The 25,440-nt window shown below is 65.4% G+C and carries 29 protein-coding genes, 1 tRNA gene and 1 pseudogene; 13 read left to right on the top strand and 18 right to left on the bottom strand.

All coding sequences use genetic code 11. The features are described from left to right. Nucleotides 1–33: 33 nt before the first annotated feature. Nucleotides 34–480, bottom strand: coding sequence for a hypothetical protein (locus R4P95_RS03100; protein WP_109327581.1), 447 nt, complete (start codon nt 478–480; stop codon nt 34–36). Nucleotides 481–738: 258 nt separating this feature from the next. On the opposite strand from R4P95_RS03100, the gene R4P95_RS03105 reads away from it, so the two are divergent. Together R4P95_RS03105 and R4P95_RS03110 are read left to right on the top strand one after the other, a co-directional pair. Beyond that, nucleotides 739–2,130 carry an FAD-dependent oxidoreductase gene (locus R4P95_RS03105; protein ID WP_213573239.1) on the top strand — a complete coding sequence of 464 codons (1,392 nt, stop codon included), beginning with the start codon at nt 739–741 and terminating at the stop codon, nt 2,128–2,130. A gap of 93 nt (nt 2,131–2,223) precedes the next feature. Next, entirely contained in the window at nt 2,224–2,979 is a 756-nt protein-coding gene (locus R4P95_RS03110) for an amidohydrolase family protein (RefSeq protein WP_213573240.1), read from the top strand. Between the two features lie 13 nt (nt 2,980–2,992). On the opposite strand, the gene R4P95_RS03115 is transcribed toward R4P95_RS03110, so the two are convergent. The 5 genes from R4P95_RS03115 to cobF form a co-directional block, all read right to left on the bottom strand. Continuing rightward, on the bottom strand, nt 2,993–3,763 hold the full coding sequence (locus tag R4P95_RS03115) for a hypothetical protein (protein WP_213573241.1): 771 nt from the start codon (nt 3,761–3,763) through the stop codon (nt 2,993–2,995). Nucleotides 3,764–3,837: 74 nt separating this feature from the next. Continuing rightward, on the bottom strand, nt 3,838–4,320 hold the full coding sequence (locus tag R4P95_RS03120; protein WP_213573242.1) for a DUF456 domain-containing protein: 483 nt from the start codon (nt 4,318–4,320) through the stop codon (nt 3,838–3,840). Then, a complete protein-coding gene (purT, locus tag R4P95_RS03125; RefSeq protein WP_213573243.1) occupies nt 4,317–5,528 on the bottom strand; it encodes a formate-dependent phosphoribosylglycinamide formyltransferase in 1,212 nt (403 codons plus the stop codon). Before purT ends, R4P95_RS03120 begins: the two co-directional genes overlap by 4 nt. A 26-nt stretch (nt 5,529–5,554) precedes the next feature. Beyond that, nucleotides 5,555–6,421, bottom strand: a complete 867-nt coding sequence (locus tag R4P95_RS03130; protein ID WP_213573244.1) for an Fpg/Nei family DNA glycosylase — start codon at nt 6,419–6,421, stop codon at nt 5,555–5,557. A 9-nt stretch (nt 6,422–6,430) separates the two neighbouring features. Then, nucleotides 6,431–7,180: a precorrin-6A synthase (deacetylating) gene (gene cobF, locus R4P95_RS03135; RefSeq protein ID WP_213573245.1), complete on the bottom strand. Its 750-nt coding sequence runs from the start codon at nt 7,178–7,180 to the stop codon at nt 6,431–6,433. Nucleotides 7,181–7,267: 87 nt separating this feature from the next. Here cobF and R4P95_RS03140 point away from each other — a divergent pair, with 87 nt between their 5' ends. The 5 genes from R4P95_RS03140 to R4P95_RS03160 all read left to right on the top strand — a co-directional run bounded on the left by R4P95_RS03140 (nt 7,268) and on the right by R4P95_RS03160 (nt 10,215). Further along, on the top strand, nt 7,268–8,068 hold the full coding sequence (locus R4P95_RS03140) for a thymidylate synthase (protein ID WP_109327565.1): 801 nt from the start codon (nt 7,268–7,270) through the stop codon (nt 8,066–8,068). Then, nucleotides 8,068–8,574 (top strand): dihydrofolate reductase, encoded by a 507-nt coding sequence (locus R4P95_RS03145; RefSeq protein ID WP_213573246.1) that lies wholly within the window; start codon nt 8,068–8,070, stop codon nt 8,572–8,574. Before R4P95_RS03140 ends, R4P95_RS03145 begins: the two co-directional genes overlap by 1 nt. 72 nt (nt 8,575–8,646) lie before the next feature. Beyond that, the gene (locus tag R4P95_RS03150) at nt 8,647–9,045 is read left to right on the top strand and encodes a hypothetical protein (protein WP_317743564.1); all 399 of its coding nucleotides are present in this window, start codon (nt 8,647–8,649) and stop codon (nt 9,043–9,045) included. 71 nt (nt 9,046–9,116) lie between these two features. Continuing rightward, entirely contained in the window at nt 9,117–9,443 is a 327-nt protein-coding gene (locus tag R4P95_RS03155; protein ID WP_159919999.1) for a cupin domain-containing protein, read from the top strand. A gap of 46 nt (nt 9,444–9,489) precedes the next feature. Further along, nucleotides 9,490–10,215, top strand: coding sequence for a hypothetical protein (locus R4P95_RS03160; RefSeq protein WP_317743566.1), 726 nt, complete (start codon nt 9,490–9,492; stop codon nt 10,213–10,215). A gap of 11 nt (nt 10,216–10,226) precedes the next feature. Here the strand turns inward: R4P95_RS03160 and R4P95_RS03165 are convergent, their stop codons facing one another. Then, nucleotides 10,227–10,850: a Tat pathway signal protein gene (locus tag R4P95_RS03165; RefSeq protein WP_213573249.1), complete on the bottom strand. Its 624-nt coding sequence runs from the start codon at nt 10,848–10,850 to the stop codon at nt 10,227–10,229. A gap of 116 nt (nt 10,851–10,966) precedes the next feature. Between R4P95_RS03165 and R4P95_RS03170 the strand changes: the two genes are divergently transcribed. Beyond that, nucleotides 10,967–12,610 carry a GAF domain-containing sensor histidine kinase gene (locus tag R4P95_RS03170; protein WP_317743567.1) on the top strand — a complete coding sequence of 548 codons (1,644 nt, stop codon included), beginning with the start codon at nt 10,967–10,969 and terminating at the stop codon, nt 12,608–12,610. Here R4P95_RS03170 and R4P95_RS03175 read toward each other — a convergent pair. From R4P95_RS03175 to R4P95_RS03200, 6 genes are all read right to left on the bottom strand, one after another. After that, entirely contained in the window at nt 12,607–13,242 is a 636-nt protein-coding gene (locus tag R4P95_RS03175; RefSeq protein WP_213573251.1) for a response regulator, read from the bottom strand. The genes R4P95_RS03170 and R4P95_RS03175 overlap by 4 nt on opposite strands. A 5-nt stretch (nt 13,243–13,247) precedes the next feature. Next, complete coding sequence (locus R4P95_RS03180) at nt 13,248–14,135, bottom strand: universal stress protein (protein WP_109334909.1); 888 nt, start codon at nt 14,133–14,135, stop codon at nt 13,248–13,250. Nucleotides 14,136–14,190: 55 nt separating this feature from the next. Continuing rightward, complete coding sequence (locus R4P95_RS03185; protein WP_213573252.1) at nt 14,191–15,231, bottom strand: LLM class F420-dependent oxidoreductase; 1,041 nt, start codon at nt 15,229–15,231, stop codon at nt 14,191–14,193. Between the two features lie 58 nt (nt 15,232–15,289). Beyond that, nucleotides 15,290–16,174: a universal stress protein gene (locus R4P95_RS03190; protein WP_109327547.1), complete on the bottom strand. Its 885-nt coding sequence runs from the start codon at nt 16,172–16,174 to the stop codon at nt 15,290–15,292. 273 nt (nt 16,175–16,447) lie between these two features. Beyond that, nucleotides 16,448–16,903, bottom strand: a complete 456-nt coding sequence (locus R4P95_RS03195) for an SRPBCC family protein (RefSeq protein ID WP_317743568.1) — start codon at nt 16,901–16,903, stop codon at nt 16,448–16,450. Nucleotides 16,904–17,055: 152 nt separating this feature from the next. Beyond that, nucleotides 17,056–18,564, bottom strand: a complete 1,509-nt coding sequence (locus tag R4P95_RS03200) for a glutamate-cysteine ligase family protein (RefSeq protein ID WP_213573254.1) — start codon at nt 18,562–18,564, stop codon at nt 17,056–17,058. Between the two features lie 112 nt (nt 18,565–18,676). Between R4P95_RS03200 and R4P95_RS03205 the strand changes: the two genes are divergently transcribed. Further along, the gene (locus R4P95_RS03205) at nt 18,677–18,937 is read left to right on the top strand and encodes a hypothetical protein (RefSeq protein WP_159919981.1); all 261 of its coding nucleotides are present in this window, start codon (nt 18,677–18,679) and stop codon (nt 18,935–18,937) included. A gap of 3 nt (nt 18,938–18,940) precedes the next feature. Here the strand turns inward: R4P95_RS03205 and R4P95_RS03210 are convergent, their stop codons facing one another. Beyond that, nucleotides 18,941–19,735 (bottom strand): M23 family metallopeptidase, encoded by a 795-nt coding sequence (locus R4P95_RS03210; protein ID WP_317743569.1) that lies wholly within the window; start codon nt 19,733–19,735, stop codon nt 18,941–18,943. Between the two features lie 113 nt (nt 19,736–19,848). After that, on the bottom strand, nt 19,849–21,327 hold the full coding sequence (cycA, locus tag R4P95_RS03215) for a D-serine/D-alanine/glycine transporter (protein WP_213573256.1): 1,479 nt from the start codon (nt 21,325–21,327) through the stop codon (nt 19,849–19,851). 204 nt (nt 21,328–21,531) lie between these two features. Between cycA and R4P95_RS03220 the strand changes: the two genes are divergently transcribed. Together R4P95_RS03220 and R4P95_RS03225 are read left to right on the top strand one after the other, a co-directional pair. Then, nucleotides 21,532–21,789 carry a hypothetical protein gene (locus R4P95_RS03220; protein WP_213573257.1) on the top strand — a complete coding sequence of 86 codons (258 nt, stop codon included), beginning with the start codon at nt 21,532–21,534 and terminating at the stop codon, nt 21,787–21,789. Nucleotides 21,790–21,899: 110 nt separating this feature from the next. After that, nucleotides 21,900–21,972, top strand: a tRNA-Arg gene (locus tag R4P95_RS03225). 3 nt (nt 21,973–21,975) lie between these two features. On the opposite strand, the gene R4P95_RS03230 is transcribed toward R4P95_RS03225, so the two are convergent. Together R4P95_RS03230 and R4P95_RS03235 are read right to left on the bottom strand one after the other, a co-directional pair. Next, nucleotides 21,976–22,332 (bottom strand): hypothetical protein, encoded by a 357-nt coding sequence (locus R4P95_RS03230; protein ID WP_317743570.1) that lies wholly within the window; start codon nt 22,330–22,332, stop codon nt 21,976–21,978. A gap of 103 nt (nt 22,333–22,435) precedes the next feature. Next, nucleotides 22,436–23,020: a hypothetical protein gene (locus tag R4P95_RS03235; RefSeq protein ID WP_317743571.1), complete on the bottom strand. Its 585-nt coding sequence runs from the start codon at nt 23,018–23,020 to the stop codon at nt 22,436–22,438. Between the two features lie 179 nt (nt 23,021–23,199). On the opposite strand from R4P95_RS03235, the pseudogene R4P95_RS03240 reads away from it, so the two are divergent. Next, nucleotides 23,200–23,322: pseudogene (locus R4P95_RS03240) on the top strand (TetR/AcrR family transcriptional regulator); the annotation flags it as partial. Between the two features lie 138 nt (nt 23,323–23,460). After that, a complete protein-coding gene (locus R4P95_RS03245; protein ID WP_249353974.1) occupies nt 23,461–23,721 on the top strand; it encodes a hypothetical protein in 261 nt (86 codons plus the stop codon). Nucleotides 23,722–23,913: 192 nt separating this feature from the next. Here R4P95_RS03245 and R4P95_RS03250 read toward each other — a convergent pair whose 3' ends face one another. After that, nucleotides 23,914–25,404 (bottom strand): DUF4173 domain-containing protein, encoded by a 1,491-nt coding sequence (locus R4P95_RS03250; RefSeq protein WP_317743572.1) that lies wholly within the window; start codon nt 25,402–25,404, stop codon nt 23,914–23,916. Between the last annotated feature and the right edge of the window lie 36 nt (nt 25,405–25,440).

Below are 25,440 nucleotides of genomic sequence, written 5' to 3' on the forward strand. Positions count from 1 at the left end.
CTCCCGGGCAAGCGGCCCTCTTCTGGGCCCGCATCAATTGCACACGACCCACTTGTCGCCGGAGCGGGTCAGCTGCCAGGTGTCCGTCGCCTCACCGCGACCGTCCTCGGCCGTGATCCGCACCTCTGCCCGGGCGCGGTCGCCGTTCACCTCGGAGGAGTCGACACCCTGCAGGGTGATCTCCCCTTCGCGCCCTGCGAGCGGTGACCGGTCGTCCGACCAGGTAGAACACACCAACGACTTCTGCAGGTCGGCGTCGTCATGATTGCGGGCCTGGATGTAATCGGCCACCGAGCGGTTGATGCGGTCGGCCTCGGTGACGTTCTCGTCGGCGGGCGAGAGAATACTGCCGACGACGATCGCGACCAGGATGATCACGACGAGGGCGACGGCGGCGATGAACGGTGTGGCAGTGGTACGCCGGGGATCCTCCGGGTCGTCCCCCGCGGCGTTGTGCGGCGATTCGCTCGGATCGGACATGACTTCCCTTCGTTTCGGCGTGGTCAGCAGTGTATAGAGCAGCTCGTACAAATCTAATTTGTGACCCCCCAACCGGGAGACGACTACCCTCGACATTCGCAAGCCCAGACAATGGGAGCCGCCCACCTCTCACCGGCGCCACCGAGTGCGGGCCCGGCCGGGCAGGGGCGTGACGCAACACCTCGGCCACCCGATTAGGCTGGGCTTAACTTAAGCTGAAAATTCGTTGTCCGCCCATCAGAAGGTAGTTCGCTCCAGATGACTGATCAGACACGTCCGTTGCGCGTAGCGATCGTCGGTGCCGGCCCCGCCGGTATCTACGCTGCCGATGCACTCATGAAATCTGATGCCGCCTCGGACGGCGGGATCAGCATCGACCTGTTCGAGCGGATGCCGGCACCGTTCGGTCTGATCCGCTACGGCGTCGCCCCCGACCACCCGCGCATCAAGGGCATCATCACCGCCCTGCACAAGGTGCTCGACAAGCCGTCGGTGCGCCTGCTCGGCAACATCGACTACGGCACCGACATCACCCTCGAAGACCTGCACAACTTCTACGACGCGGTGATCTTCTCCACCGGCGCCAACGCCGACCGCGACCTGAACATCCCGGGCATCGACCTCGACGGCAGCTACGGCGCCGCCGACTTCGTCTCCTGGTACGACGGCCACCCCGATGTGCCGCGCACCTGGCCGCTCGACGCGGAGAAGGTCGCTGTCCTCGGTGTCGGCAACGTCGCCCTCGACATCGCCCGTGTCCTCGCGAAGACCGGCGACGAGCTGCTGCCGACCGAGATCCCCGCCAACGTTTACGAGGGGCTCAAGGCCAACAAGGCCGTCGAGGTCCACGTCTTCGGCCGCCGCGGACCGGCGCAGGCCAAGTTCACGCCTCTCGAGCTGCGCGAACTCGATCACTCCCCGACCATCGAGGTCATCGTCGACCCCGAGGACATCGACTACGACGAGGGCTCGGAGCAGGCGCGCCGCAACTCCAAGCAGGTCGACATGGTGGCCAACACCCTGCAGGACTGGGCTATCCGCGACGTCGGTAACCGGCCGCACCGGCTGTACCTGCACTTCTTCGAATCACCCACCGAGGTCCTCGGCGAGGACGGCAAGGTCGTCGGTCTGCGCACCGAGCGCACCCAGCTCGACGGCACCGGTAACGTCAAGGGCACCGGCAAGTTCAACGACTGGGACGTCCAAGCCGTGTACCGCGCGGTGGGCTACCTGTCGCAGAACATCGCGAAGCTGCCGTTCGACGAGCAGGCCGGCACCGTCCCCAACGAGGCCGGACGCGTCATCGCCGACGACTCGGCCGAGGGTGCCGCCCGGTTCATGCCGGCCACCTACGTCACCGGCTGGATCAAGCGCGGCCCCGTCGGCCTCATCGGGCACACCAAGGGCGACGCCAACGAGACCGTGGCAAACCTGCTCGAGGACCGGCCCACCTTCGCCGAACCGGCCAACCCGTCCGAGGACGGGATCATCGAGTACCTCGAGAGCAAGCAGATTCCGTACACCACCTGGCAGGGCTGGTACCGCCTCGACGCGCACGAGCGCAGCCTGGGTGAGCCCGAGGGCCGCGAGCGCATCAAGGTTGTCGAACGCGAAGACATGCTCAAGGCCAGCGAGCCCGACAAGGCCTGATCGTCGAGCATCAGCGAAGGGAGCCTCCCACGGGAGGTTCCCTTCGCAGTCCCTCCCCGCGTGGTACGCCGGCGACAAGGCAAAATGTGAACCGTGTTTGATGCCCACGTGCACATCATCGATCCCCGGTTCCCGGTGTTCGAGAATCACGGCTACCTGCCTGACCCCTTCACCATTGCCGATTACCGGGCACGGACCGAAGGTTTCGGCGTGGACGGTGGCGCCGTGGTCACTGCGTCGTACCAGGGCACCGACCAGAGCTATCTGATTGCCGCGTTGGAAGAACTCGGCCCCAGCTGGGTCGGCGTCACACACCTCGAGCCCGACGCCACTGACGAGGACATTCTGCGTCTCGATTCTGCCGGCGTGCGGGCAGTCCGGTTCAACCTCCGCCGCAGCGCGACCGATCTGAAGCTCCTCACCAAGCAGGCGCTGCGCGCTTACGAACTCGCCGGCTGGCACGCCGAGTTCTACGTCGACGCCACCCTCCTGTTGTCGCTGGAGCCGGTGTTCGCCAAGCTTCCCGCCGTCAGTATCGATCACCTCGGCATGTCGACCCGCGGGCTGCCCTACCTACTGGATCTCGTCGACCGCGGCGCACGCGTGAAAGCAACCGGATTCGGTAGAACCACCATCGACGACGTGTGCGAAGTGCTCCGCCAAATTCACGCCGTCAATCCCCGGGCACTGATGTTCGGCACCGACCTCCCCGGCAGCCGTTCCCGAAGAGTGTTCCAGGACAGCGACATCGACATCGTCGCGGAGGCGGTCGGAGACGATTTCGATGCCGTCATGGGCGACAACGCACGCGAGTGGTACCGCTGCAGCTCCGAACAGGGCCCCTGCTAGAACACGGACGCTGCTAGCAGCCTTCCATCTGCATGCTGTTCATCGACATCATCTCGCTGACCGGCGGTGTCTGCGGTTGTGAGGCGAGCCAGTCGTTGTATCCGCCCATCTGCTCGCATGCGGCCTGATCGTCGTCCCTGCGCTCCTGCCGCCGCTCCCGATTGCGTTCGTCCATGTCGTCGTTCCGGTCGACGGCGATACCACCTGTGGTCGATCCGTTGGCCTGCCGTTCGAGCCCCCGCACCCCGTCAGTGCGCATGATCCAACCGAGGGTGTAGTCGGCACCGTCGCGGTTGGTGGTGGCGCGGTAGAGGCCTTCATCGGCCACCGCGGGTGCGGCCTCGAACGCCTTGTCGGTCATGCCCGCAGCGGTAACCGTCCCCGACACCTTTCCGTCGCTCATCGTGCCGGTGAGCGCCGACCCGTCCGGCGCAGTCAGTGCCAACCGGTCACCGTCCATCGTTCCGGACATCCACATCCACATGTCGTCGCCGTCGCACAGGAATGCGACAGCGTCGCTACCCGACGTGACGACGGCGACATAGGCGTCCGAATCGTCCACCGCGCCGAGGAAGGTTCTCTCGAGCTGGGGTTCTTCTTCGAACGGGGAGGGAATCTGCTCCATCAGGGCGGCCGCTGCCGCGGTGGTGGTCGCGGCGGTGCTCGCGCTCGGAGTGCTGGTGTCGCTCGCCGCCGACGAGCCTGACGAGTCGTCCCCACAGCCGCTCACGGCCAGGACGATGACAGTGAGGGGACCGAGTATCCAGGTCGTCTTGGTGTGCACGGGCGTTCCTCCGCTAGGTGGGAGATCTCGTTCCGCATTCCATACTTGCAGGTGACGACCGCGTCTGGATACCCCTAAGTCGCGACCACCGCCGCCAGCCAGATACCGGAGGCGATCAGGGCGCCGAGCAGTTCGATCAGCATCGACAGCCCGACTGCCTTGCACGCGTGCCAGGTCGACGCCCATGCACGGTTGTGCGCCCGCAGCCGGTAGAGCTCGGCCACATACGTTCCCGCGATGAAGCCGAGAAACAAGCCCACTACCGGGATAACGAAGAATCCGACGATCCCCGTCAGTCCACCGGCGACGAGTGACATGTTGGGCACGCCGGCACTGCGCATCCGCTTACCTGGCCAGGTGTACTTCACGACGCCACTCACTACGAGAAACAGCGTGGCAGCGGCGAACACGGCCCACGCGGTAGCGGTGCCGGACATGATTGCCCACACCAGAATTGCGGCGAAGATCAGTATCGTTCCGGGAAGTACCGGAATGACGATGCCGATCAACCCGATCACGATAACGAGGCCGACGAGCGCCTCTGCTCCCGTGCTCATTCGACCGGACGAACGCGGGACGCGGCCTCGCGTGCCCTGCTGCGCGCCGTCTCGACGTCGGGTCCCGTGGACACGGCCACTCCCATGCGCCGTCGGACGTAGCTTTCGGGTTTCCCGAACAGCCGTAGGTCGGTTTCCGGTACGGCCATCGCCTCGGCGACACCCTCGAAACCGATGCCGACTGCGTCCCTGCCGCCGTAGATCACCGCGGACGCGCCGGGCGCGATGAGCGTGGTGTCGACGGGAAGCCCGAGTATGGCGCGGGCGTGGAGCTCGAACTCCGAGAAGCGTTGGGTGCGTAGTGTTACCAAGCCGGTGTCGTGCGGACGGGGACTGACCTCCGAGAAATAGACGTCGTCACCCTTGACGAACAGTTCGACCCCGAACACTCCCCTGCCGCCCAGCGCCGCGGTCACCGTTCCCGCTACCTCCCGCGCACGGGCGAGCGCTACCGGGCTCATCGCCTGCGGCTGCCACGACTCCACGTAATCACCGGCGTCCTGCAGGTGACCGATGGGCTCGCAGTAGGCGGTGTGCACCTCACCGTCCGCGCCGACGGCCCGAACGGTGAGCTGGGTGATCTCATAGTCGAAGTCGACGAACCCCTCGACGATGACGCGTCCGTGATTGATCCGGCCGCCGGAAAGTGCGTATTCCCAAGCCTTGTCAACGTCCTCGAGATCGCGGACGGTAGATTGCCCCTTCCCTGACGAGGACATCACCGGCTTGATCACACACGGCACACCGATGCGTTCGACAGCGGAACGCACTGCGTCCAGCGAGTCGGCGAATTCGTACGGCGACGTCGGGAGTCCCAGTTCCTCGGCCGCGAGACGGCGTATCCCCTCCCGGTTCATGGTCAGCGCGGTGGCGCGCGCCGTCGGAATCACCACGGCGGCACCGGACTCCTCGACGGTGGCCAGCGCGTCGGTGGCAATGGCCTCGATCTCGGGAACGACGAAGTGCGGCTTTTCGGCGTCGACGAGACGCAACAGCGCTTCCGGATCGCTCATGTCGACGGTGTGCGCGCGGTGCGCCACCTGATGCCCGGGCGCATTGTCGTACCGGTCGACCGCGATCACCTCGACGCCGAGTCGCTGCAGGGCGATGATGACTTCTTTGCCCAGCTCACCCGACCCGAGCAGCATCACACGTATCGCGCCCGCCGTCAGAGGTGTACCGAACCGCTCGGGTGCCTGTTTCCGCATGGCGACAACTATATGCGTGCGTAGAGCTACTTCAGCAGCCTGGACATCCGCCGATCCGCGAGCACCTTGCCGCCGGTCTGACAAGTGGCACAGTACTGAAAAGACTTCTCCGCGAACGACACTTCCCGCACCGTGTCGCCGCACACCGGGCAGGGCAGACCTGTGCGCGCGTGCACACGCATACCGGATCTCTTCTCCCCCTTGAGCCGCGCGGCATCCTGGCCGAGGGATCGTTCGACAGCATCGGTCAGCACCGTGCGCATCGCGTCGTACAGAATGTGGACGGAATCCTCCGGCAGTGTCTTCGCCGTCGCGAACGGTGAGATCTTCGCCGTGTGGAGTATTTCGTCCGAGTACGCATTGCCCACGCCTGCCAGCAGAGACTGATCGACCAGCGCGTTCTTGATCCGCGCAGAGGAGGTCTCGAGCAACGCGGCGAACTCCGGTTCGGTGACCTCCAGGGCGTCGGGGCCGAGTCGCGCGATCCCCTCCACTTCCTGCGGGTCGTGCACCACCCACACCGCGAGCCGCTTCTTCGTTCCCGCCTCGGTGAGGTCGAACGCCGGTGTCGCGCCCTCCGGGGTGAAGAAGTGGAGCCGCAACGCGAGCGGACCCTTCCCCGGCTTCGGTGGGGCGGCCGACGGGTTGTCGGTCCAGCGCAACCATCCTCCGCGGGAGAGATGCGTGACCAACCACACCCCGTCGCAGTCGAGGGCCAGGTGCTTACCGAAACGGGCAGCACCCGTCACATCCCGGCCCTGCAACGCCGTGATCGGCGGGTCGAACGTCTTCAGGACACTCAGCGCGGCCACGTCCACCCGTCCGACGACCGCGCCCACGGCATGTTTCCGCAGGAACTCGGCTAACGCCTCCACCTCCGGCAGCTCGGGCATGGCACCAGGCTAACGGACGTACCGCCGCAGCAGGTACGTGTCCATGATCCAGCCCTTGCGCTCGCGAAGTTCGGTCCGCACCCGCTGGATCTCGCTTTCGACGTCGCGGAGGCGACCGGAGATGAGAACCTCGTCGGGGGTGCCCAGGTAGGCGCCCCACCAGATCTGCACGTCCTCGCCGGGCACTTGGGTGAACGTCGTGTTCGCGTCGAGCATCACCACCGCGTTGTCGACGCCCTCGGGGAGTCCCTCGGCAAGCCGGCGACCGGTGGTGATGTGAATGGGTTCACCGATCCGGTTGAGCACCATCCGGTGTCCCGCCGCCAGCGACTGCACACTGGTCACGCCAGGGATCACCGAGTAGTCGAACGACACATTTCCGCGGGCGAGTACTCGCTCGACGATCCGCAACGTGCTGTCGTACAGCGACGGGTCACCCCACACGAGGATCGCCCCGACTCCCGGTTCGGCCGCGAACTTCTCCTCGAACAGTGCCGCCCGGCGCTCGTGCCAGTCGTCCACCACGCCCTCGTAGTCGTCGGGCGTGCGGTTCCGCGGCGGGTCGACGATGTCGACCACCCGATACGGACCGGTGACGTGTTCGTCGAGAATGGTGGTGCGGAGATCGACGAGGTCCTGCTTCTCGTCGCCCTTGCCGATGACGAAGAACACATCAGCCTTGTTCATCGCCTTGATCGCCTGGACGGTCACCTGGTCGGGGTCGCCGGCGCCGATGCCGATCACGAGAAGTTCACGCATGGGCGAAGGCTATCGCTCGTGAGTGGTCGAGGAGTCCAGGGACCCGCAGACCACTCACGGGCGGCGGAGCCGCCTAAACTGAACGCCGTGACTGTGCCGACCCCGTACGAAGACCTCCTCCGACTCGTGCTGGACACCGGCACGCCGAAGGCCGACCGCACAGGAACCGGCACGAGGAGTGTCTTCGGTCATCAGATGCGGTGGAATCTGGCGGACGGGTTTCCGCTGGTCACGACCAAGAAGGTGCACCTCAAGTCGATCGTCTACGAGCTGCTGTGGTTTCTGCGCGGCGACTCGAACGTGAAATGGCTCCAGGACAACGGCGTGACCATCTGGGACGAGTGGGCCGACGCGGACGGTGAACTCGGCCCGGTCTACGGCGTGCAGTGGCGCAGCTGGCCCACCCCCTCGGGTGAGAACATCGATCAGATCACCCAGACCATCGAGACGCTGAAGTCGAATCCGGATTCCCGGCGCATCATCGTGTCGGCGTGGAACGTCGGCGACATCCCGCAGATGGCGTTGGCGCCGTGCCATGCGTTCTTCCAGTTCTACGTGGCGGACGGCCGGTTGTCGTGCCAGCTGTATCAGCGCAGCGCGGACATGTTCCTGGGTGTTCCGTTCAACATCGCCAGCTACGCGCTGCTCACCCATATGGTGGCGCAGCAGGCCGGACTCCAACCGGGTGACTTCATCTGGACGGGCGGCGACTGCCACATCTACGACAATCACGTGGACCAGGTCACGGAGCAGCTGAGCCGGGAAGCGTTTCCGTATCCGACGTTGAAGCTGAACAAGCGGGATTCGATCTTCGACTACACCTTCGAGGACGTCGAGATCGTCGACTACCGGCATCACCCGGCCATCAAGGCTCCGGTGGCCGTCTAGTGGGCGCACGGCAGGTCAGCCTGGTCTGGGCGCAGGCGAACGGTGGCGTCATCGGTCGCGACAACACGATTCCGTGGCACGTGCCCGAGGACATGGCGTACTTCAAGAAGGTCACGCAGGGACACCCCGTGGTGATGGGCCGCAAGACCTGGGACTCGTTGCCGACAAAGTTCCGGCCACTACCGGGGCGGCGCAACATCGTGGTCACCAGGCAGCCGGACTGGATGGCGGAGGGCGCGGAGACCGCGTCCGGGCTCGCATCGGCGCTGGCACTGACGAACGAGGACGTCTGTATCATGGGCGGTGGCGAAATCTACAACGCGGCAATGCCTTTCGCCACACGGTTGTTCGTCACCGAAGTCGACGTCACGGTCGACGGCGATGCCTGGGCACCGCCGATCGACGACTCCTGGCACGCTGAGGACACCGGTGAGTGGCTCACGTCGGCGAAGAACGGCACCCGGTACCGGTGGATTACCTACACCCGGGCATTACCTGCAAGGTAATTGAGAGCATTCGGCTTCGGCGCGAGTCTGAGTGACATACCCGTTCACTCGTCTCACGTGAGGATCGCCGACATGATCGCCGCACTCGAAGCCCGAACCGCCCTCTCCCCGCTGCGCCTCGTATTGCGCCTCGACGCCGTCGTCACGGGCGTCAACGGGCTTGCCTATCTCGTTGCCGCCGGCCTACTCGACGGCCTGCTCGGTCCGACGACGGGTTTTCTGCGGGTCATCGGGGTGTTCCTCCTCGCCTTCGCCGTGGGCGTGTGGTCGGTGAGTGCGCCCGACCGCCCGCGAACCGCGGCCGTCGAGGCCGTCATCGTCGCCAATGCCGCGTGGGTGGTCGCCAGCCTGGCACTCGTACTCGCGGGATGGCAGCATCTCACCACTGCCGGAGCTGCCTGGGCTGTACTGCAGGCTGCCGTGGTCGGGGCCTTCGCGGCGCTGCAGGGGTGGACACTCGCCCGTCGCTGACCACAGCACCACGACCGCACCGTTACCCCATTCACCGGGTGACGGTGCGCGCGTTGGGTCATACTCGACTCATGGACAAGAAGTCACTGACCGCCCTTGCCCGTCAGCAACTGAAGTTGGCAGGCGGGACGTCCAGCGGTCGCAGTTCGCAGACCGTGTACGGCGGCCACCGGCGCAGTCTCCGTCAGACCGTTGTCGCGCTCACCGCAGGTCAGAAGATGGCTGAGCACGAGAGCCCGGGCGAAGGCACTCTGTTCATTCTCAGCGGCAAGCTGACCCTGGTATCGGGCGAGGATTCATGGAAAGGCTCCTCGGGCGATTTCCTGGTTCTCCCGAGTGATCGGCACAGCGTCGAAGCGCTGGAGGACGTGGCTTTCCTGCTCACCGTCGCCATGTGACATGAGCGTCCGCACGTGACCTCCCGCCCCGTGTGACACTGTCTTCATGACCGACACGCAACCGGTGATCGAGGTGTCCGTGGCTGCGGCGCCGCCCGTGGTGTGGCCCGCGCTGCGGGATCCGGAGCTGATCCGGCGCTGGCACGGATGGGATTATGACGGCCTCGACGCCGAGATCGAGGAAATCTATTTCCGCGACGTGACCGAGGATCCTGCCGCGTACAGCCTGGCCTTGGCCGGGGGTGACCGCTTCACACTCCACGAACACGAGGGCACTACCCTCGTGCGGATCACCCGGCCACCCCGCGACAGCAGCCCGGTCGCGGCCGACTGGTATGACGACGTCACCGAGGGCTGGACCACGTTTCTGCAGTTCCTGAAATTCGGCATCGAGCGGCACGGATTGGCGGAGCGGCGCACACTGTTTCTCGAAGGCCCAGTCGCGCAGGGAGATTCGGCGCAGCATCTGCTGGGCCTCGACAAGATCACCGGCGCGAGGCCGGGCGATCACTTCAGCGCCGTCTCTGCGGCGGGCGATCTGCTGTCCGGCGTGGTGTGCTTCGTCGGCGAGCACCAGACCGCGGTAAGTGTCGACGATCTCGGCCCTGGACTGCTGCAGTTCGGCGAGCAGCCGGTCAACTCTGCGCGCCCGCACGGTGGTGCTCAGATACTGCTGGCCGTGTACGGCCTGGACGAGGAAGAGTTCCGCGAGCTGGAGGAGCGCTGGACGGAGTGGTGGCAGGCCCGGCCGCCGGCCGGACCCGCCACCTAGTTGCTCGACTGTCAGGCGAGCACGGTCCCCAAACTGGGCCACCAGATCGTGCTCTTGACGATGTTCGGACCGACCTGATGATTCAGCGACCCGTACACGGCCGCCACGACCAGGCCACCACCGAGACCCGCGACCGGCGGGGTGGAGATGACGGTGGGAACCGCCACGTTGTTCTGGTCCAGCTTGACGACGCCACTGGCACCGGTGGCGAAGCTGTAATACACGACCTCGAGCTGGGCACCCGCCTGGTCGGCAGCGATGGTCCCCGGTCCCCCGAAGAACCCGAAGCGGAACTGGTTGCTCATGTTGGTTGCCACTCCGGCGCCGTACAGCTGGCCGAGGACGGGTCCGCCCTGACCGGTGTCGGAGTACGCGGGAACCTGGAAGATCTGGCCCGGCAGGGCGATGTCCATCGCGGCCGCATCGGTCGGTGAGAGTGCCAGCCGTTCGATGGCGGCCTCGGCGTCCGGATTACCTGCTGCAGCGGTCCGCAGCTTGGCGATCGCCGTGGTGGGGTCGACAGCCGGAACTGAATCTGTGGGCTGCGCCGAAGCCGCCCCGGTAAACATCATCGTCGCTGCCACTGCAGCGGTCAGGCCTGCCGCGATCCGTCGTCCGAAGTGCCGTCGATTCATTCTTCTTCTCCTCGTCCTTCATGGATAAGCGTTACTTCGAATGAGTAAACACTCTCGCGCCTCTATCGATACCCCAGTTCCGGGCGTTACCCCCCTCTCACACCTATGCTGCTGACATGGGACGGGACGACCAGCACGGGATGAGGATCAGACTGCCTCGCGGAGGCCTCAGCGAGGTCGTCCCCACCCGTCAGAGTTTGCAGCGTCTGTTCGAGGCGGTCCTCGTGGTGGGGTCGGGTCTCGAACTCGATTCCACCCTGCAGCGCATCGTCGATTCGGCCACCTCGCTGCTCGACGCCCGCTACGGCGCATTGGGTGTGCGTGCCCCCGACGGCGGTCTGGCCGAGTTCGTGTTTCGGGGCATCACCCCGGACGAGCGCGCCGGGATGGGCCATTTCCCGGAAGGTCGCGGGCTGCTCGGCCTACTGATCAACGACCCGCGCCCGGTCCGTCTGCCGAACCTCTCCCGCCATCCCGCATCTGTAGGCCTTCCGCCCGGCCACCCACCGATGAATAGCTTCCTCGGCGCGCCCATCATGATGCGCGGGACCGTCTTCGGCAGCATTTACCTCACCGAGAAACGCAGCGGTCCCGAGTTCACGGAAGAGGACGAGGTGATCCTGCTCGCACTCGCCACGTCGGCCGGGGTGGCCGTAGACAACGCCCGGTTGTTCGAGGAGTCGCGGACGCGCGAGCGGTGGCTGACGGCGGTCGCCTCCATCACGTCGCGCTTGATGATCGGTGGCTCACTCGACGAGACCCTACGTACCCTCGCCGGGCAGGTACGCGAATTGTCGAGCGGCGACGAGGTGTTCATCGTCGTCACGCAGGGCGACGGCGCCGTTGTGGGAGCGGAGACCGCCGCACGTCCCCTTCCCGACGCCTATCGGATCGCTGCGCACGCCGAGCCGCTGGCCGAGGTCCAGCATTCCCGGACTCCCGCTCTGCTGACGGGATTGGCCGGTCTGGCACCGTTCTCGCCGGATGCCGGTCGCGCCGCCGTTCTTCCGTTGTCGACGGCATCTGGGGTCGGCGGCGTCCTGGTGGTCACCGCCCGCGGGAACGAGCCCTGGGACCCCGACGAGGTTGCTCGGCTCGAGTCGGTGGCCGACCTCGCCGCTGTGGCAGTCGAGTTCGCGGACCAACAGCGCAAACAGCGACTGTTGTCGGTACTCGCCGATCGCGACCGAATAGCCCGGGACTTGCACGACAACGTGATTCAGCGTCTCTTCGCCACGGGTATGAGCCTGCAGAGCACCGACGCCGACGGACATGTGCCGGAGGCGGTGCGTTCCATCGTGGCCACCGCAGTCGAGCAACTCGATCGGACGGTGCGCGAAATCCGTACCACCATCTTCGATCTTCAGGCCACCGATGCCGCGTCCGCGACGAGCCTGCGCAGACGTTTCCTCGACGTGGTCAGTGATCTCACGGCGCAGTCACCGATCGCTCCCAACGTTCAATTCGCCGGCGCCATCGACACACTCGTGCCGAGCCGGATCCACCAACACGCCGAGGCAGTCCTGCGCGAAGCCCTGAGTAATGCGCTGCGGCATGCTCGCGCGACCACGATCGACATCTGCATCGCAGCCGAAGACGAACTCGCCATCACCGTAGAGGACGACGGGATCGGCATCACGCCAGGAGAACGTAGCGGCCTGGCCAACCTCGATCGCCGAGCAGAGTTGTGCGGCGGCACCTGCACCGTCGAGACGGGCCCCTCGGGGACACTCGTCACATGGCGAGTACCCATCTCCTAGGTCCGGCGCCGCAGCTCGGTCGCCAATACCGCTGCCTGAGTGCGCCTTTGCATTCCCAGCTTGGCCAACAGCCGCGAGACGTAGTTCTTGATCGTCTTCTCGGCGAGGAACAGCCGCTCGGCGATCTCCCGGTTGGTGAGACCCTCCCCGATCAGCTCGAACACCGCCCGTTCCTGTTCCGACAGTTGGGCGAGCGGATCTTCCCTCCGCTCGGACCGAATGCGCTGCATCAGCGCCGACGTGGCACGGCTGTCGAGTAGCGAACCCCCCTGCCCCACCGTACGGACTGCGGCTACCAGGTCTGTGCCGAGAATCTGCTTGAGGACGAAACCGGACGCACCCGCCATGAGCGCGTCGAACAACGCCTCGTCGTCCGAATACGACGTGAGCATGAGGCAGCGGAGCGCAGGCAGGGCGGCTCGAAGGTCCCGGCACAGCTCCACACCATTGCCGTCCGGCAGCCGGACGTCCAGGACGGCGACATCCGCACCGCTGGCGGGCAACCGGGCCAACGCCTCCGCTACCGAACCCGCCTCCCCGACCACTTCCAGATCCGGCACGCTGCCGAATAGGTCGACCAGGCCCCGGCGAACGATCTCGTGGTCGTCGACGAGAAACACTCGTGTGGTCATGCTTTCTACTGTTCCCGCACGATCATCACCGGACAGTCGGCGGTATGCATCAGGGCATTACTGGTGGAACCGAGCAGCATGCCCGTGAAGCCGCCGCGCCCACGGCTTCCGACGACGACGAGCTGCGCCTTTTCGGCGAATTCACTGAGGACACGGACCGGACGATCCCGCGCGACGACGCGTTCGACCGTGACGTCGGGATACCGCTCCTGGAAGCCGGCGAGCCGCTCGGAAAGTACTACCTCTTCCCCGGTTTGGATACCCCCCCACAAGGGGTCGTCCGGGCTTGCACCGAGCGACGGCTGAACGCTGACATCACTCCACACGTTCACCGCGACCAACGTCGACGACGTCGCCGACGCCTGCGCGAAGGCGACGTCCACTGCCGCCTTGCTACTTTCCGAACCGTCGACGCCGACCACGATCGGACCTTCCGTGGGCGGCCGCCCGTCGAGTGTGCGGCCACGCACCACCACCAGCGGGCACTGTGCGTGGGCCGCCACCGAGGATGTGGTGGAACCGACCAGCAACCCGGTGAACTCACCGTGCCCGCGCGAGCCGAGAACCACCATGTGCGCGTCGGCAGACAGGGCGATCAGCGTCTGACTCACCTTGCCCTCGTGCTGCTCGGTGGTGATGTCGAGGCTGCCGTCCACGGTCTGCTTGGCCAGTACGCGGGCACTGCCGAGGCGGGCCTTGGCAGTGTCGGCCAGCTCTTCCTTGAAGCTCTCGGCCAGATAGGGCTCGGTGTAGTAGAAGGCGGGGATATGCACCACCGTCACGATGTGCAGTGGCAGGGACAGCGCAGCTGCAGTCCGGGCCGCCCACACGACGGCGGCGGACGCCGACTCGGATCCGTCGACACCCACGATGATCGGCTTATGTCCGGTCATGATCGCCTTCCCCTCCTTCACACCTGCTTCCAGGCACGGCAATTCGGTGGTTCGGTTACCCGCAGATCTTGCGCAGCTTCTCGACCAACTCGACGCGGCCGGCTCGGTCGGCGGCCAGCGGCGACACGGTGAGAGTGGTGACGCCGGACTCGGCGAACGCCGCGACGCGCTCCGCCACGTAACTCTCCGGTCCGATCAGCGAGACGGCCCGGACGAGTTCGTCGGGCACCGCCGCGGTGGCCTCGTCCTTCTTGCCTGCAAGATAGAGATCCTGGATCGTCTCGGCTTCTTTCTCGTAGCCGTACCGGACCGCGAGGTCGTTGTAGAAGTTCTTGCCCTTGGCACCCATGCCGCCGATGTACAGCGCGAGACTCGGGCGAACCCAGTCGAGCATGTGCTCCACGTCTTCACCGATAGCGAGCGCCGGCGACGCATAAACCTGCAGCTCACCGAGGCTGGGGTCGCGCTTGGCCTTGCCCTTGGCCAGTGGCTCGCCCCACACACTTGCCGCCTTCTCCGGGTGGTAGAAGAGCGGCTCCCAGCCCTCCGCGATCTCGGCGGTCAGCTCGACGTTCTTGGGGCCGAGAGAGGCGATGATGATCGGAATGCGCTCACGCACAGGATGATTGATGATCTTGAGCGGCTTGCCGAGGCCTGTGCCCTTATCCGCAGGAAGCGGCACCTGATAGTACTTGCCCTGGAACTGAACCTTTTCACGACGCCACACCTGACGACAGATTTCGACGACCTCACGAGTGCGGCCGAGCGGTGCGTCGTACTTGACGCCGTGGAAGCCCTCGATCACCTGTGGGCCCGACGCGCCCAGACCCATGACGAAGCGTCCGTTGGACACGAAGTCGAGACCGGCGGCCGTCATGGCGGTCAGGCTCGGCGTACGGGTGTAGATCTGGAAGATTCCCGAGGCCAGTTCGAGCGTGGACGTCTTGGCGGCCAGGTAGCCTAGCTGGCTCACCGCGTCGAACGAGTAGGCCTCGGGCACGAACGCGATGTCGAGGCCCGCCCTTTCCAGGTCTGCGACCTCTGCGACCGTTTCGGCGAATCCGCCGCTGTAGTTCAAGCCCATACCGATGCGCACGTCGCTCCCCAATCCTGGCGTTCTTTTCTAACTCAGCACACTACTGCCGCCGATGGCGTCAGGGGCGTTCAGGCCTCACGACGACGACGGGACAATGGGCACCGCACACCAGACTGTTACTGGTCGAGCCGAGCAGCATCCCGGTGAACCCGCCTCGCCCCCGGCTGCCGACCACCACGAGCTGCGCCTTCTTCGACCATCCGAGCAGCCGGGCTCGCGGGTTGTCGACGTAAACCTTCCGAGAGACCTGCACGTCAGGGTACTTTTCCTGCCAGCCGGCGAGTCGCTCGGCGAGCACTGCCCGCTCGTCCTCCTCGAGGCCGGCGGGCACCAGCGCGGCGTTGCGGGGGTCGTCGAAGGTCATCGGGCCGAGGTCGCTCCAGACGTGGACGGCCACCAGCGCCGCGTTCCGCAACGAGGCCTCATGAAAGCCCACGGCGATGGCGCGTTCGCTGGTGCGACTCCCGTCGACCCCGACCACGACCGGGCCGCCGGAGTGCGCGTCACCGCGTACCACCACGACCGGGCAATGCGCGTGACTGGTGACGTTGATCGCGGTATTGCCGAGCAGGGCCGTGGCCGCAGCCCCCGACCCCGACGCGCCGACCACCACCATCCGCGCGGTCTCGGATAGGTCGACGAGCCACTGAGCGCTGCTGCCGATGGACAGCTCGGTGCAGACATCGATGATGGGGTTGACCACGTACGCCTGTTCCTGGGCTTCGGCGAGGATCGTTTTCCCGCTCGCCTCGACCCACTCGTACACGCCCCCCGAGTCCATGTAGGGCCCACCGAAACCGTACGGGGCGAAATCGAGCGCGTGGATGATCTTCAGATTCAGTCCGCGCTCGGTGGCCAGTTCAGCCGCCATTCGCACCGCAGCCTTGGAGCTGTCCGAACCGTCGACCCCGACGACGACACTGTTGCGGTCCCGTGCGCTCATGCCTCCACACTATCCCCGGTCGCCAATTCGGGTCTGCCGCCCTTCATCTTTCAGCAACGGGCCGGCATCACCACGCACCATAGACTCCAGCCCCTTCGCGGGTCGGGCGCCCTGCGGATAGTTCCGTGTGTATATTTCAAAGGGGTTGTTGGACAGATACATTGGTCGAGCACATCACGACTGCGCGACCCGCTACCGACGGACCGTTGATCGACACCGCTGTCACCGACATCACATCTCTGTTCGACGTCGGGGTGGTGCACCTTTCCGAGTTCAGCTTTCGGTGGTGAGCAGGTCGGCAAGGTTGTCCAGACTCGCCCGCACCGTGCGGGAGTACGCCTTGTTGACGATGGGGTCCGCCAGCTTGCCGAAGATGCCTCCGAGACCACTGTCGCTGTCGACGCGATAGGTGAACAGGGTGCCGCCGTCGACCTCTTCGAGTCTCGTCGAGGCTGTGAATCCGATCTGGCCCTCCACCGACTTGGATACACCGGCCTTCGCCGGCTGATATTCGACGAACTCGCTGACCCACTCGAATCGCTTCCCCAGGATCCGCGTTGCTCCGCGCCACCGGGTGCCTACCCCGGGGTCCCCGTCGGTGAGCTGCTCGCATTCGACGATCGACGATTCCCACGAGGGCCAGTTCTCCGCGACGGTCAGATAATTCCAGACTTCCGAGGGAGGGCGGGCGATGACGACGGACTGCTCGGTAACCGGCATTGCAATCATTCCTTGTACGGATTGGCAGATGAATGGACCAGATGAAATGAGACCGGTCCGTTTTCATCGTCCTCCCGAGCCGCGCCGATGTCACCCATGGTTAGCTCATCGAAGCACCGAGCGGCGGCCGTCGACGGGGAAGATTCGTCACCGTCCGGGGTTCACACTCGCCACGTGTGGACAGGGCTCCCGTCACGCATGTTCTCGACGTACTGACGCATCATGGCGGCGAGCGCGTCCCGCCGGTTCATCCCGGCGTCCTCGTGACGAACTACCTGCGCGCGCTGCCACGCTGCCCCTGTCTGCCGGGTGAGGCATCGGCCCTCGATGACGCTGAGGTAGCGGTCCCGCGCTTTCTGTGACAGGCCGAAGGCCGCCAGTCCCTGGTCGGCGATCGGCAGTAGCCTCCGCAGTACCAGCTCGTCCGCTCCCAGCGTGCCGACACCCGGCCAGTACATCTGGGCATCCATGCCGTGCTGGGCACCGGCGCGTAGGTTTTCCTCCGCCGCGTCGAACGACATGCGCGCCCATACGGGCTGATCGGCTTCGACCAGTCCTCGCAATGCGCCGTAGTAGAAGGCCGCGTTGGCCATGATGTCGAGCACGGTGGGGCCGGCAGGCAACACCCGGTTCTCGATCCGCAGGTGCGGTTTGCCGTCGGCACAGTCGTAAACCGGACGATTCCAGCGATAGATGGTGCCGTTGTGCATTTGCAGTTCACTCAGGTCGGGAATGCGGCCGGCGTCCAGTTCGGCCGCGGGGTCGACATCCGTCACCTCCGGAAGAAGCGCCGGAAAGTACCGGGAGTTCTCCTCGAACAGGTCGAAGACCGACGAGATCCACCGTTCCCCGAACCACACCCGTGGACGGACGCCCTGATTCTTGAGCTCGAGGGGTCGGGTATCGGTAGCCTGCTCGAAGATCGGTATGCGCGATTCGTGCCACAGCGCCTTCCCCGCGAGAAACGGCGAGTTGGCTGCCAGCGCGACCTGCGCACCTGCGAGGCACTGGGCAGCATTCCAATGTGCAGCGAACTCTTCGGGTGCCACTCGCAGATGCAGTTGCAGTGACGTGCACGCTGCCTCGGGGACCACAGAATTGCTGTCGGCACGAAGTTGCTCCTGCGGACGGCCTTCGAGAGCGACACCCTCGAGGTCGAGTTCGATGTCCTCCCCACGTGCCGCGAAGATCTGCTCGTTGAGCAGTTCGTACCGAGGGTTGGCCGAGATCCACTCGCGATCCAGGTGCTCGAGCTCGAGGGTCGGCAGCATCCCGATCATGACCAGTTGTGCGTCGTGGCGGTGGATCCGGGCATCGACGACGGACAGTGATGCCCGCAGCGTGCGCTCGAGGTCGAACGTCCCGTCACCGACAAGCGGCCCTGGTTTGACGTTCATCTCCACGTTGAACTGACCCAGCTCGGTCTGAAACACCGCGTCGTCACCGATCGACTCGAGCACGGCATTGTTGGACATGGCCGGCGTCATGTCTGCGTGCACGAGATTGAACTCGATCTCCATGCCCAACATCGGTCGTGGTGGATCGATGTCGTCCCGGAAAGCGCCTTCCTGCAGCATGCGTTCGAGCGCGTCGGCGCACATCAGGACCTTCTGGCGGAACAAACGTCGATCTGCTCGGCTGAATGTCCGAGAGGTGACCTCGCGGCCCATGCCACTCCTCTGCTCTGCGACTTCGGTTCCGCGAGCATATCCGTTCGGTCGGCACGAGACCGGGGTGGCGGGATAACCTCGAACCAGACGCTGGTGAGCGGAAGGATCCGAGATGACACCTCACACCGACTCGAGGAAGAAACCAGAGTTCAGCGTGGGAACGCGGGTGAAGACCCGCCATTCGGTCGATCCCGAGCTTCCCGAGAAGGAGTGGCCACTCGAGACGGGCGTCATCGTCGACGAGTTCGGCGGCGTCCAGGACATCACCGACGAGTCCTACGGCCGCAACTGGGCCGTGTCGCGCCGATGGGCGATAGCCCTCGACGGTGGGCCCCTCGTCTTCCGTAACGACCCGGATCTCGAGCCGGAATGAGACTCAGGCGTTGGCGCCGGCGTCGCCCCACGTGACAGCCACGCCGTTTTCCTTCAACCAGTGGGCGGGATCGACCTTGTTGCCGGCGGCGTCATGGACCTCGAAATGCAGGTGCGGGCCGGTGGACTGACCACGGTTGCCCACGTGAGCGATCTGCTGTCCGGCGGAGACACGCTGCCCGACGGCGACGGTGTAGTCGTTGACGTGCCCGTACACCGTCACGGTGCCGTCGTCATGAAGCAACCGCACCCACAGGCCGAAACCGGACGCAGCGCCGGCGTCGATGACCTGACCATCGGCGGCCGCAAGGACGGGGGTACCGATGGGAGCGGCGATGTCGATGCCGCCGTGGTGCGCCCCCCAGCGCGAGCCGAAGTTGGATGTGAGGGTGCCCGAGACCGGCTGTACCGCGTGCGGCTTGACGGGGTTGACCGAGCTCAGCCACTGCTGTGCCTGCGCCCCCAGGTCGGGTCCGCCGAAGTTCTGGACGGCGGCCCCCAAATCTGCAGGCAATTTGAATCCGGCAGGGAGGACGCCCGCCGGAATCTCGAAGGGAAGGTTGGGAGCGGTGTGCGGTGCTGCCGGCTCGACAGCGTGCGAGTCGGCCGGGGCAGCGGCCGCGCTGCCCGCTCCGAGCTGGGCTGCGCCGACGACGAGGGCGCCGGTGGCCGCCGCAACCGTTGCTGCCTTCACGCCCACTCCCGCTCCGGTCTGCGCAGTGCGATGGCGCCCGCGCGCCGCGTCCGGATCGATCTCGAATCGGAGCGAATTGCCGTTCGAGCGGTGGTGGGAACCCACAGTTGATACCTCGTCAGTCGTCGGATTGCAGCACGCCCCGTGTGGGGTGGGCTCCTCTGTCTGGCGACGAATGTAACAAAACGATATAGGTCAGCGCCACCGTGACCGAATCTTTATGCTTTGCGCCGCTCGAGTTCGGCGCGGAATTCGGCATAGCGGGCCTTGTGTGGGGCGCGCGTCCGCACCACCGCCCAGGCGATACCCAGCACGACGAACCAGAGGGGCGTGACGAGCAGCGCCTCGAGCGTGTCCTCTTCCTGCGTCAGAGCCCAGAGCAGGAACACGAAGAAGGCCAGCACCACCCAGCACATCACCACACCGCCGGGCATCTTGAAGGCCGACGCCTCGTGCAGTTCCGGCCGACGTTTCCGGTAGACGAGGTAACTGGCCAGGATCATCGTCCACACGAACATGAAGAGCACGGACGAGATCGTCGTTACCGTCGTGAAGGCTTCGATCACGGAATCGCCGGAGAAGAGAAGCGCGATGGCCGACAGCAGGAACGTGCACGAGAACATCAAGGCGTTGGCCGGCACCCGGCGCGAGCTGAGCGTGCCCAATCGGGCGGGTGCGTCACCCTCGCGGGCGAGACCGTAAACCATCCGTGACGTCGAGTAGATACCCGAGTTGGCCGACGACGCGGCAGAGGTCAACACCACGAACTGGATCACTCCCGCCGCGATCGCGAGACCGGCGAGCGAGAACATCGCCGTGAAGGGACTCTCGCCGGGAACCACCTCACGCCACGGCGTGACCGAGATGATCACTATCAGCGACACCACGTAGAACAACAGAATGCGGATGGGGATGGAGTTGATCGCCTTCGGAAGGTTCTTCTCCGGATCCTTCGCTTCGGCCGCGGTGGTGCCGACCAGTTCCATGCCCACGAACGCGAACACCGCAATCTGGAATCCGGCGACGAAACCCATTGCGCCAGTGGGGAACATGCCACCGTCGTTCCACAGATTGTCGAAGCCGGCCTGAGCACCGTTCGGGGCAGTGAAGTGGGCGAACACCATGACGAGACCCACCACGATGAGACTGACGATTGCGATGATCTTGATCAGAGCGAACCAGAATTCGGTCTCGCCGAACGCCCGCACGGTGGGGAGGTTCAGCAGAAGCAACGCTGCAATAGCGACGACCGCTGGAATCCACAATTGCAGGTCTGGCCACCAGTACTGCACGTAACCCGAGATGGCGATGATGTCGGCGATTCCGGTGACGATCCAGCAGAACCAGTACGTCCAGCCGGTGAAGAATCCGGCCCACGGGCCGAGAAGGTCTGCCGCGAAGTCGGAGAAGGACTTGTACTGCAAATTCGAGAGCAGAAGTTCACCCATCGCCCGCATGACGAAGAACAGCATGAAGCCGATGATCATGTACACGAAGATCACCGACGGCCCTGCCAGCGAGATCGTCTTGCCGGAGCCCATGAAGAGGCCCGTGCCGATGGCTCCACCGATCGCAATCAGCTGGATATGACGGTTGGCCAGCTGCCGCGACAGATGCGGTGCTTCCGCTGATCCGGTGGACGGAGTTTCGCCCGATTCCGATCCGATCGCGCCCGTCGAGGAAGTTCGGTCAGCCATGGAAACCCGCAACCCTTTCGTCGTACGTGCCGCGCCCTCGGGGTCTGGCGCCCGAGAAACGCACCCCACAAAAGCGTGGGTCACGTTACGCGCGATTTCCTCGAGACCCGCGTTCGAGGGCAGTGTCTTCAGACGCAGGGGTTGACAGGCCACACCCAGCTAAGGCTAACCTTCCTAGAACTTACCGAGGCAGGAGCTGAGTTCATGATCGACGACCTCATCGAGATCGCGTACGCACAGGGCGCCGTGCGGACCGCCGCCCGTGCGAGCAACGGTGTGGACGAGTACGAACTCGCACGCATCGACTGCGACCGCTCTACCGTGACCGTCGCCGTGCGCGCGGACGGCAAGTTCGCGAAGGCCACGACCATGGACGGGTACCTCACGCTCGGTCAGGTCATGCGGGTCTGCGGCCTCGACTACCGGAACGCCACCTCCCGCGCCCGGCACGCCGTCTCTTGACTGCCAGGCAAGCCCCGCCAGGACATCTGTTGCCGACTATGCACTCCGGATCGCGAGCGCACCCCAATTCCCGCTACACTCACCACGGCGTACGCCACGGGTGTACACGCGCCCTCGTAGCTCAGGGGATAGAGCAACCCTCTCCTAAAGGGTAGGTCGCAGGTTCGAATCCTGCCGAGGGCACTGTCAGCCCGGTCTCAGCTCGCAATGGACGCGTGATGACGCCTCGGTTGTGACTCGATCTGTTGCGACTCGATCTGTTACGACTCCTCGGTTGTGTCGCAGTGCGGCGTCGACCAGCGAGCGAAGGTCCTCCCCGCCCTGCTCGGAGCTGGTGCCGACCAGAAAGCATGACGTCACTTCGTGCAGCAGCGGGCGGGGAATGGTGAACATGCCGGCAACTGCAGCACGCAGGATGGTCTCGACAGCGATGCGTCCTTCACCCATGTCCAGGAATTCATCTACCCGACTTCGCGCACCGGCGTCGAGGAAGGGCTCGGCGATCTGCGACAAGTCGTGGGCAACGTCGATCGCATTTCTCATCCGCTGAGTGTAGTGCGACGGTCGTCACCGGGGACCGGAGCGCGAAATCTGACCCCCAACGAGCGGTGAGTGAAACTAGTTGTGACGCACAGTTACTCACATCTCAGAGTGCCGCGCATGCGATGCCGATGACCGCCAGCCCGAGCAGCGCGTCGAGGACACCGCAGAACTCCGCGAGGGAGCGGTCGACCACCGTATTCGCTCGGTAGTGGTAGAGGTCCCACGCCGCATGAGCGAGCAAACCGGAGCCGACGACGACGGCCCCCACCGTGGGCGCGACAACGACGGCCGTGGCCGCCACTGCACCGTAGGCGGCCATCGCCAGTACTGCAGGCTGCACCCGAAACGTGTGCCCTATGACGGCTCGGCCCACGGCGTAGCCGATTCCGATGACGCCGAACCCCAACAGCACCCACGTGACGTCGACGCCGACGTCCGTGGCACGCTCCGCCAGTTTTCCCGCGGTGATCACTACGACCGTCCCGAAGAACAGCGGCCACGCGGAGCTTCTGCGCCCCAGCAGTGCGGCACCTAGATACACGAGAGCGGCGGCGGCGAGGACCGGCGCGAAATCGGTGCCGCCACCGAACATGACGAACATCGCGAATACGACGGCAGCCAAGGTCGGCCAGCGTTGCAGGACGGAATGGGCCGGGTGGTGAGCGTGCCGTGTGACCGTGGTGCTCATATCGACTTCCCTTCGCGTGTCAGCGACCAAAGTCCTCAAGTCGAACATGCATGTTCAACTTATTTGCAGCGTAACCTGTACACAACTGTTCGACAAGAGGAAGAGGAGCCACGAGCACCAGCGAGGTACCCAGGAAGTCCGGCCGACGCCGCGCTGACGCGGAACGCAACATCGAAGCGATCCTCGACGCAGCTCACACATGCCTGAGCTCCGACCCGGACGCCAGCATCGGCGACATCGCGAAAGCCGCCGGCGTCGGGCGGGTCACGCTCTACGGACACTTTCCGACTCGCGCCGACCTCGTCGACGCAGTCGTCACGCGGGCACTTGCCGCCGCCGAACACGCCCTTACTGCCATCGACCTCACCGGTGATCCACGGGACGCCATACACCGGCTCGTCGCCGGCTCCTGGTCACTCACTGCCGATGCCGGTGCACTGGTGGCCGCCGCCGAACGCACCCTGCCCGCCGCACAGATACGTGCCGCCCACGACGGGATGCTGGTTCCCGTCGGGGAGCTCCTCGAGCGCGGTCGGAGCGAAGGTGTGTTCCGCACCGACCTGCCCACGTCGTGGTTGGCCGCCGTCCTCCACAGTGTCGTGCACTGCGCCGCAACCGAAGTCGATGCCGGACGGCTCGATCCGGGCGACGCCGCGTCCTACATCACCAAGACAGTGCTGGCGTCCTTCGCCCCGGGCTGACAGGTCAGATGCGACGCCACCAGGCATCGTGGCGCTCGACGCCTTACGAGAGCAGAAGGCCGAACTCACGCAGGCGCAGTACGCACAGGTCCACGCCATCACCGACTACTACTACCTGTGCTCGAACGAAGACGAGCGACGTGGGATCAATCCCGCGCATTCCGGCACGCGACGATCCGCCGTTCCAGCGATCTACGACGCGACCCGATCACAGCGCCCGACAGGGTGAGCGGCCAACAGATCGCGGGCCCTGTTCCGCGCTGCGTTGTACTCGTACCACTCGGCTCCTTCATCGACCTCGTGCTGGAGCCGATACAGGGCACACGAGCGTTCCGGCTCCGGCAGTCGATCCAGAGCGGGAACCGCATCGACCGACAACTGTCTCAGGTAGCTCACATCGATGCGTCCGGTCTCCTCGAAGCGTTCGACGTTCTTCTGCGCGATATAGGCGTCCGGATCGACCACCACAGCGAGGAGGAGCACCCCGCACACTGCCGAACCCAGAACCGCACACGGCAACCACCGCCCCGACAACCGCAGCCCCGCAATGAGCAACAGTACGAACACCAATCCCAGCCATAGTTCGGTCACCAGAACGAGCAGGCGCAGCTGTGTGTACCCGTAGTGACTCTCGTACAGCGACATCCGGGCGACCGCCGATGCGACGATGACGAGCGTCAGAACACAGAGCAGGCCGAGGAGCACTCGCACCAGCGTGCGGTCGATCGCCTCCCTCCGCGCCGCCTTGCGGAGAGCAACAGCGATCACCAGCAGCGTCAGCCCCGTCACGGCCAGCAACTGCCAGAAGCCCTGCCGGGCGTACTCGGCGTACGTGAGATCGTCCGTCGTCAACACGTGCCGGTCCCCACCGAACAGCACTCTCAACTGCACGGCGACGAAACCGAGGAACAGCAAGTTCAGCAGCGCGAGCGGAAAGGCCCACTCCCAGCGGGCAACGGGTCGACCAGGACCGGGGGCGAGTGCGTCCACCCGTGGGGTGCGTCTCAGCAGATAGGCAGCACCCAGCGTCCCAACGCACACGAGCGTGCCGAGCACGAGCCTGCCGACCGGATTGGACACCTCCACCGAGGGTGTCGCCTGCTCGAGGAGTTCGGCGAACTTCGCATCGGCGCTGGCGAACAGCGATCCGAACACCAGCAGGAGGACCGCGCTGACGGCGGCCACGCCGAAAACACGAAGCAGCGAGACTCTTTCGGTGGAACTCCAGCGGGAGGCTCCGCGTCGTGTCCAGCGAATCACCCGCAGCGGGGTGAACCACAGCGCGAACGAACCGGCGGCCAGACCCGTCCAGGTTCTGCCTCCGACCACGGCGAAGGACCCGACCACCCAGCTGAGGGCTACACACACGGCGGCCAGCCAGCCGGCGCCCCGAACACTGAGCACAGCGAGCAGGGCGAGTGCAGTGACTACTGCAACTGCCTGCGCAGCTGTGGGTCTCACCCTGCGCGTCGCGAAGACCGCCAGTGCGATCGCGGTACCGGTCAGCAGGTAACCAAGACCGACCACCGTGATGTGGAGAGTGAGAGCAGCGACCACGCCGGCTCCGACGGCGGCGAGGACGATCGCGCGCGGAGCGATCGACGTGCGGTCGCGCCGCCACACTCCCCCCGGCCACGATCGTGTCCGCCGTGGCCGAACTGGTTGGGCAGGTGCGATTGTCATGTGTCCTCCCTGGTTGCATCACCCGGATTCGGGCAG

The sequence above is a fragment of the Rhodococcus sp. IEGM 27 genome (assembly GCF_033142305.1).
Lineage (GTDB): Bacteria > Actinomycetota > Actinomycetes > Mycobacteriales > Mycobacteriaceae > Rhodococcus_F > Rhodococcus_F oxybenzonivorans.

Excerpts from the sequence above, each read along its gene's own strand:
- R4P95_RS03100 (WP_109327581.1), bottom strand. The coding sequence starts at position 480 with ATGTCCGATCCGAGCGAATCGCCGCACAACGCCGCGGGGGACGACCCG.
- R4P95_RS03105 (WP_213573239.1), top strand. The coding sequence starts at position 739 with ATGACTGATCAGACACGTCCGTTGCGCGTAGCGATCGTCGGTGCCGGC.
- R4P95_RS03120 (WP_213573242.1), bottom strand. The coding sequence starts at position 4,320 with ATGAGCACGGGAGCAGAGGCGCTCGTCGGCCTCGTTATCGTGATCGGG.
- purT (WP_213573243.1), bottom strand. The coding sequence starts at position 5,528 with ATGCGGAAACAGGCACCCGAGCGGTTCGGTACACCTCTGACGGCGGGC.
- R4P95_RS03130 (WP_213573244.1), bottom strand. The coding sequence starts at position 6,421 with ATGCCCGAGCTGCCGGAGGTGGAGGCGTTAGCCGAGTTCCTGCGGAAA.
- cobF (WP_213573245.1), bottom strand. The coding sequence starts at position 7,180 with ATGCGTGAACTTCTCGTGATCGGCATCGGCGCCGGCGACCCCGACCAG.
- R4P95_RS03150 (WP_317743564.1), top strand. The coding sequence starts at position 8,647 with ATGATCGCCGCACTCGAAGCCCGAACCGCCCTCTCCCCGCTGCGCCTC.
- R4P95_RS03155 (WP_159919999.1), top strand. The coding sequence starts at position 9,117 with ATGGACAAGAAGTCACTGACCGCCCTTGCCCGTCAGCAACTGAAGTTG.
- R4P95_RS03160 (WP_317743566.1), top strand. The coding sequence starts at position 9,490 with ATGACCGACACGCAACCGGTGATCGAGGTGTCCGTGGCTGCGGCGCCG.
- R4P95_RS03165 (WP_213573249.1), bottom strand. The coding sequence starts at position 10,850 with ATGAATCGACGGCACTTCGGACGACGGATCGCGGCAGGCCTGACCGCT.
- R4P95_RS03170 (WP_317743567.1), top strand. The coding sequence starts at position 10,967 with ATGGGACGGGACGACCAGCACGGGATGAGGATCAGACTGCCTCGCGGA.
- R4P95_RS03175 (WP_213573251.1), bottom strand. The coding sequence starts at position 13,242 with ATGACCACACGAGTGTTTCTCGTCGACGACCACGAGATCGTTCGCCGG.
- R4P95_RS03180 (WP_109334909.1), bottom strand. The coding sequence starts at position 14,135 with ATGACCGGACATAAGCCGATCATCGTGGGTGTCGACGGATCCGAGTCG.
- R4P95_RS03190 (WP_109327547.1), bottom strand. The coding sequence starts at position 16,174 with ATGAGCGCACGGGACCGCAACAGTGTCGTCGTCGGGGTCGACGGTTCG.
- R4P95_RS03195 (WP_317743568.1), bottom strand. The coding sequence starts at position 16,903 with ATGATTGCAATGCCGGTTACCGAGCAGTCCGTCGTCATCGCCCGCCCT.
- R4P95_RS03200 (WP_213573254.1), bottom strand. The coding sequence starts at position 18,564 with ATGGGCCGCGAGGTCACCTCTCGGACATTCAGCCGAGCAGATCGACGT.
- R4P95_RS03205 (WP_159919981.1), top strand. The coding sequence starts at position 18,677 with ATGACACCTCACACCGACTCGAGGAAGAAACCAGAGTTCAGCGTGGGA.
- cycA (WP_213573256.1), bottom strand. The coding sequence starts at position 21,327 with ATGGCTGACCGAACTTCCTCGACGGGCGCGATCGGATCGGAATCGGGC.
- R4P95_RS03220 (WP_213573257.1), top strand. The coding sequence starts at position 21,532 with ATGATCGACGACCTCATCGAGATCGCGTACGCACAGGGCGCCGTGCGG.
- R4P95_RS03230 (WP_317743570.1), bottom strand. The coding sequence starts at position 22,332 with ATGAGAAATGCGATCGACGTTGCCCACGACTTGTCGCAGATCGCCGAG.
- R4P95_RS03235 (WP_317743571.1), bottom strand. The coding sequence starts at position 23,020 with ATGAGCACCACGGTCACACGGCACGCTCACCACCCGGCCCATTCCGTC.
- R4P95_RS03250 (WP_317743572.1), bottom strand. The coding sequence starts at position 25,404 with ATGACAATCGCACCTGCCCAACCAGTTCGGCCACGGCGGACACGATCG.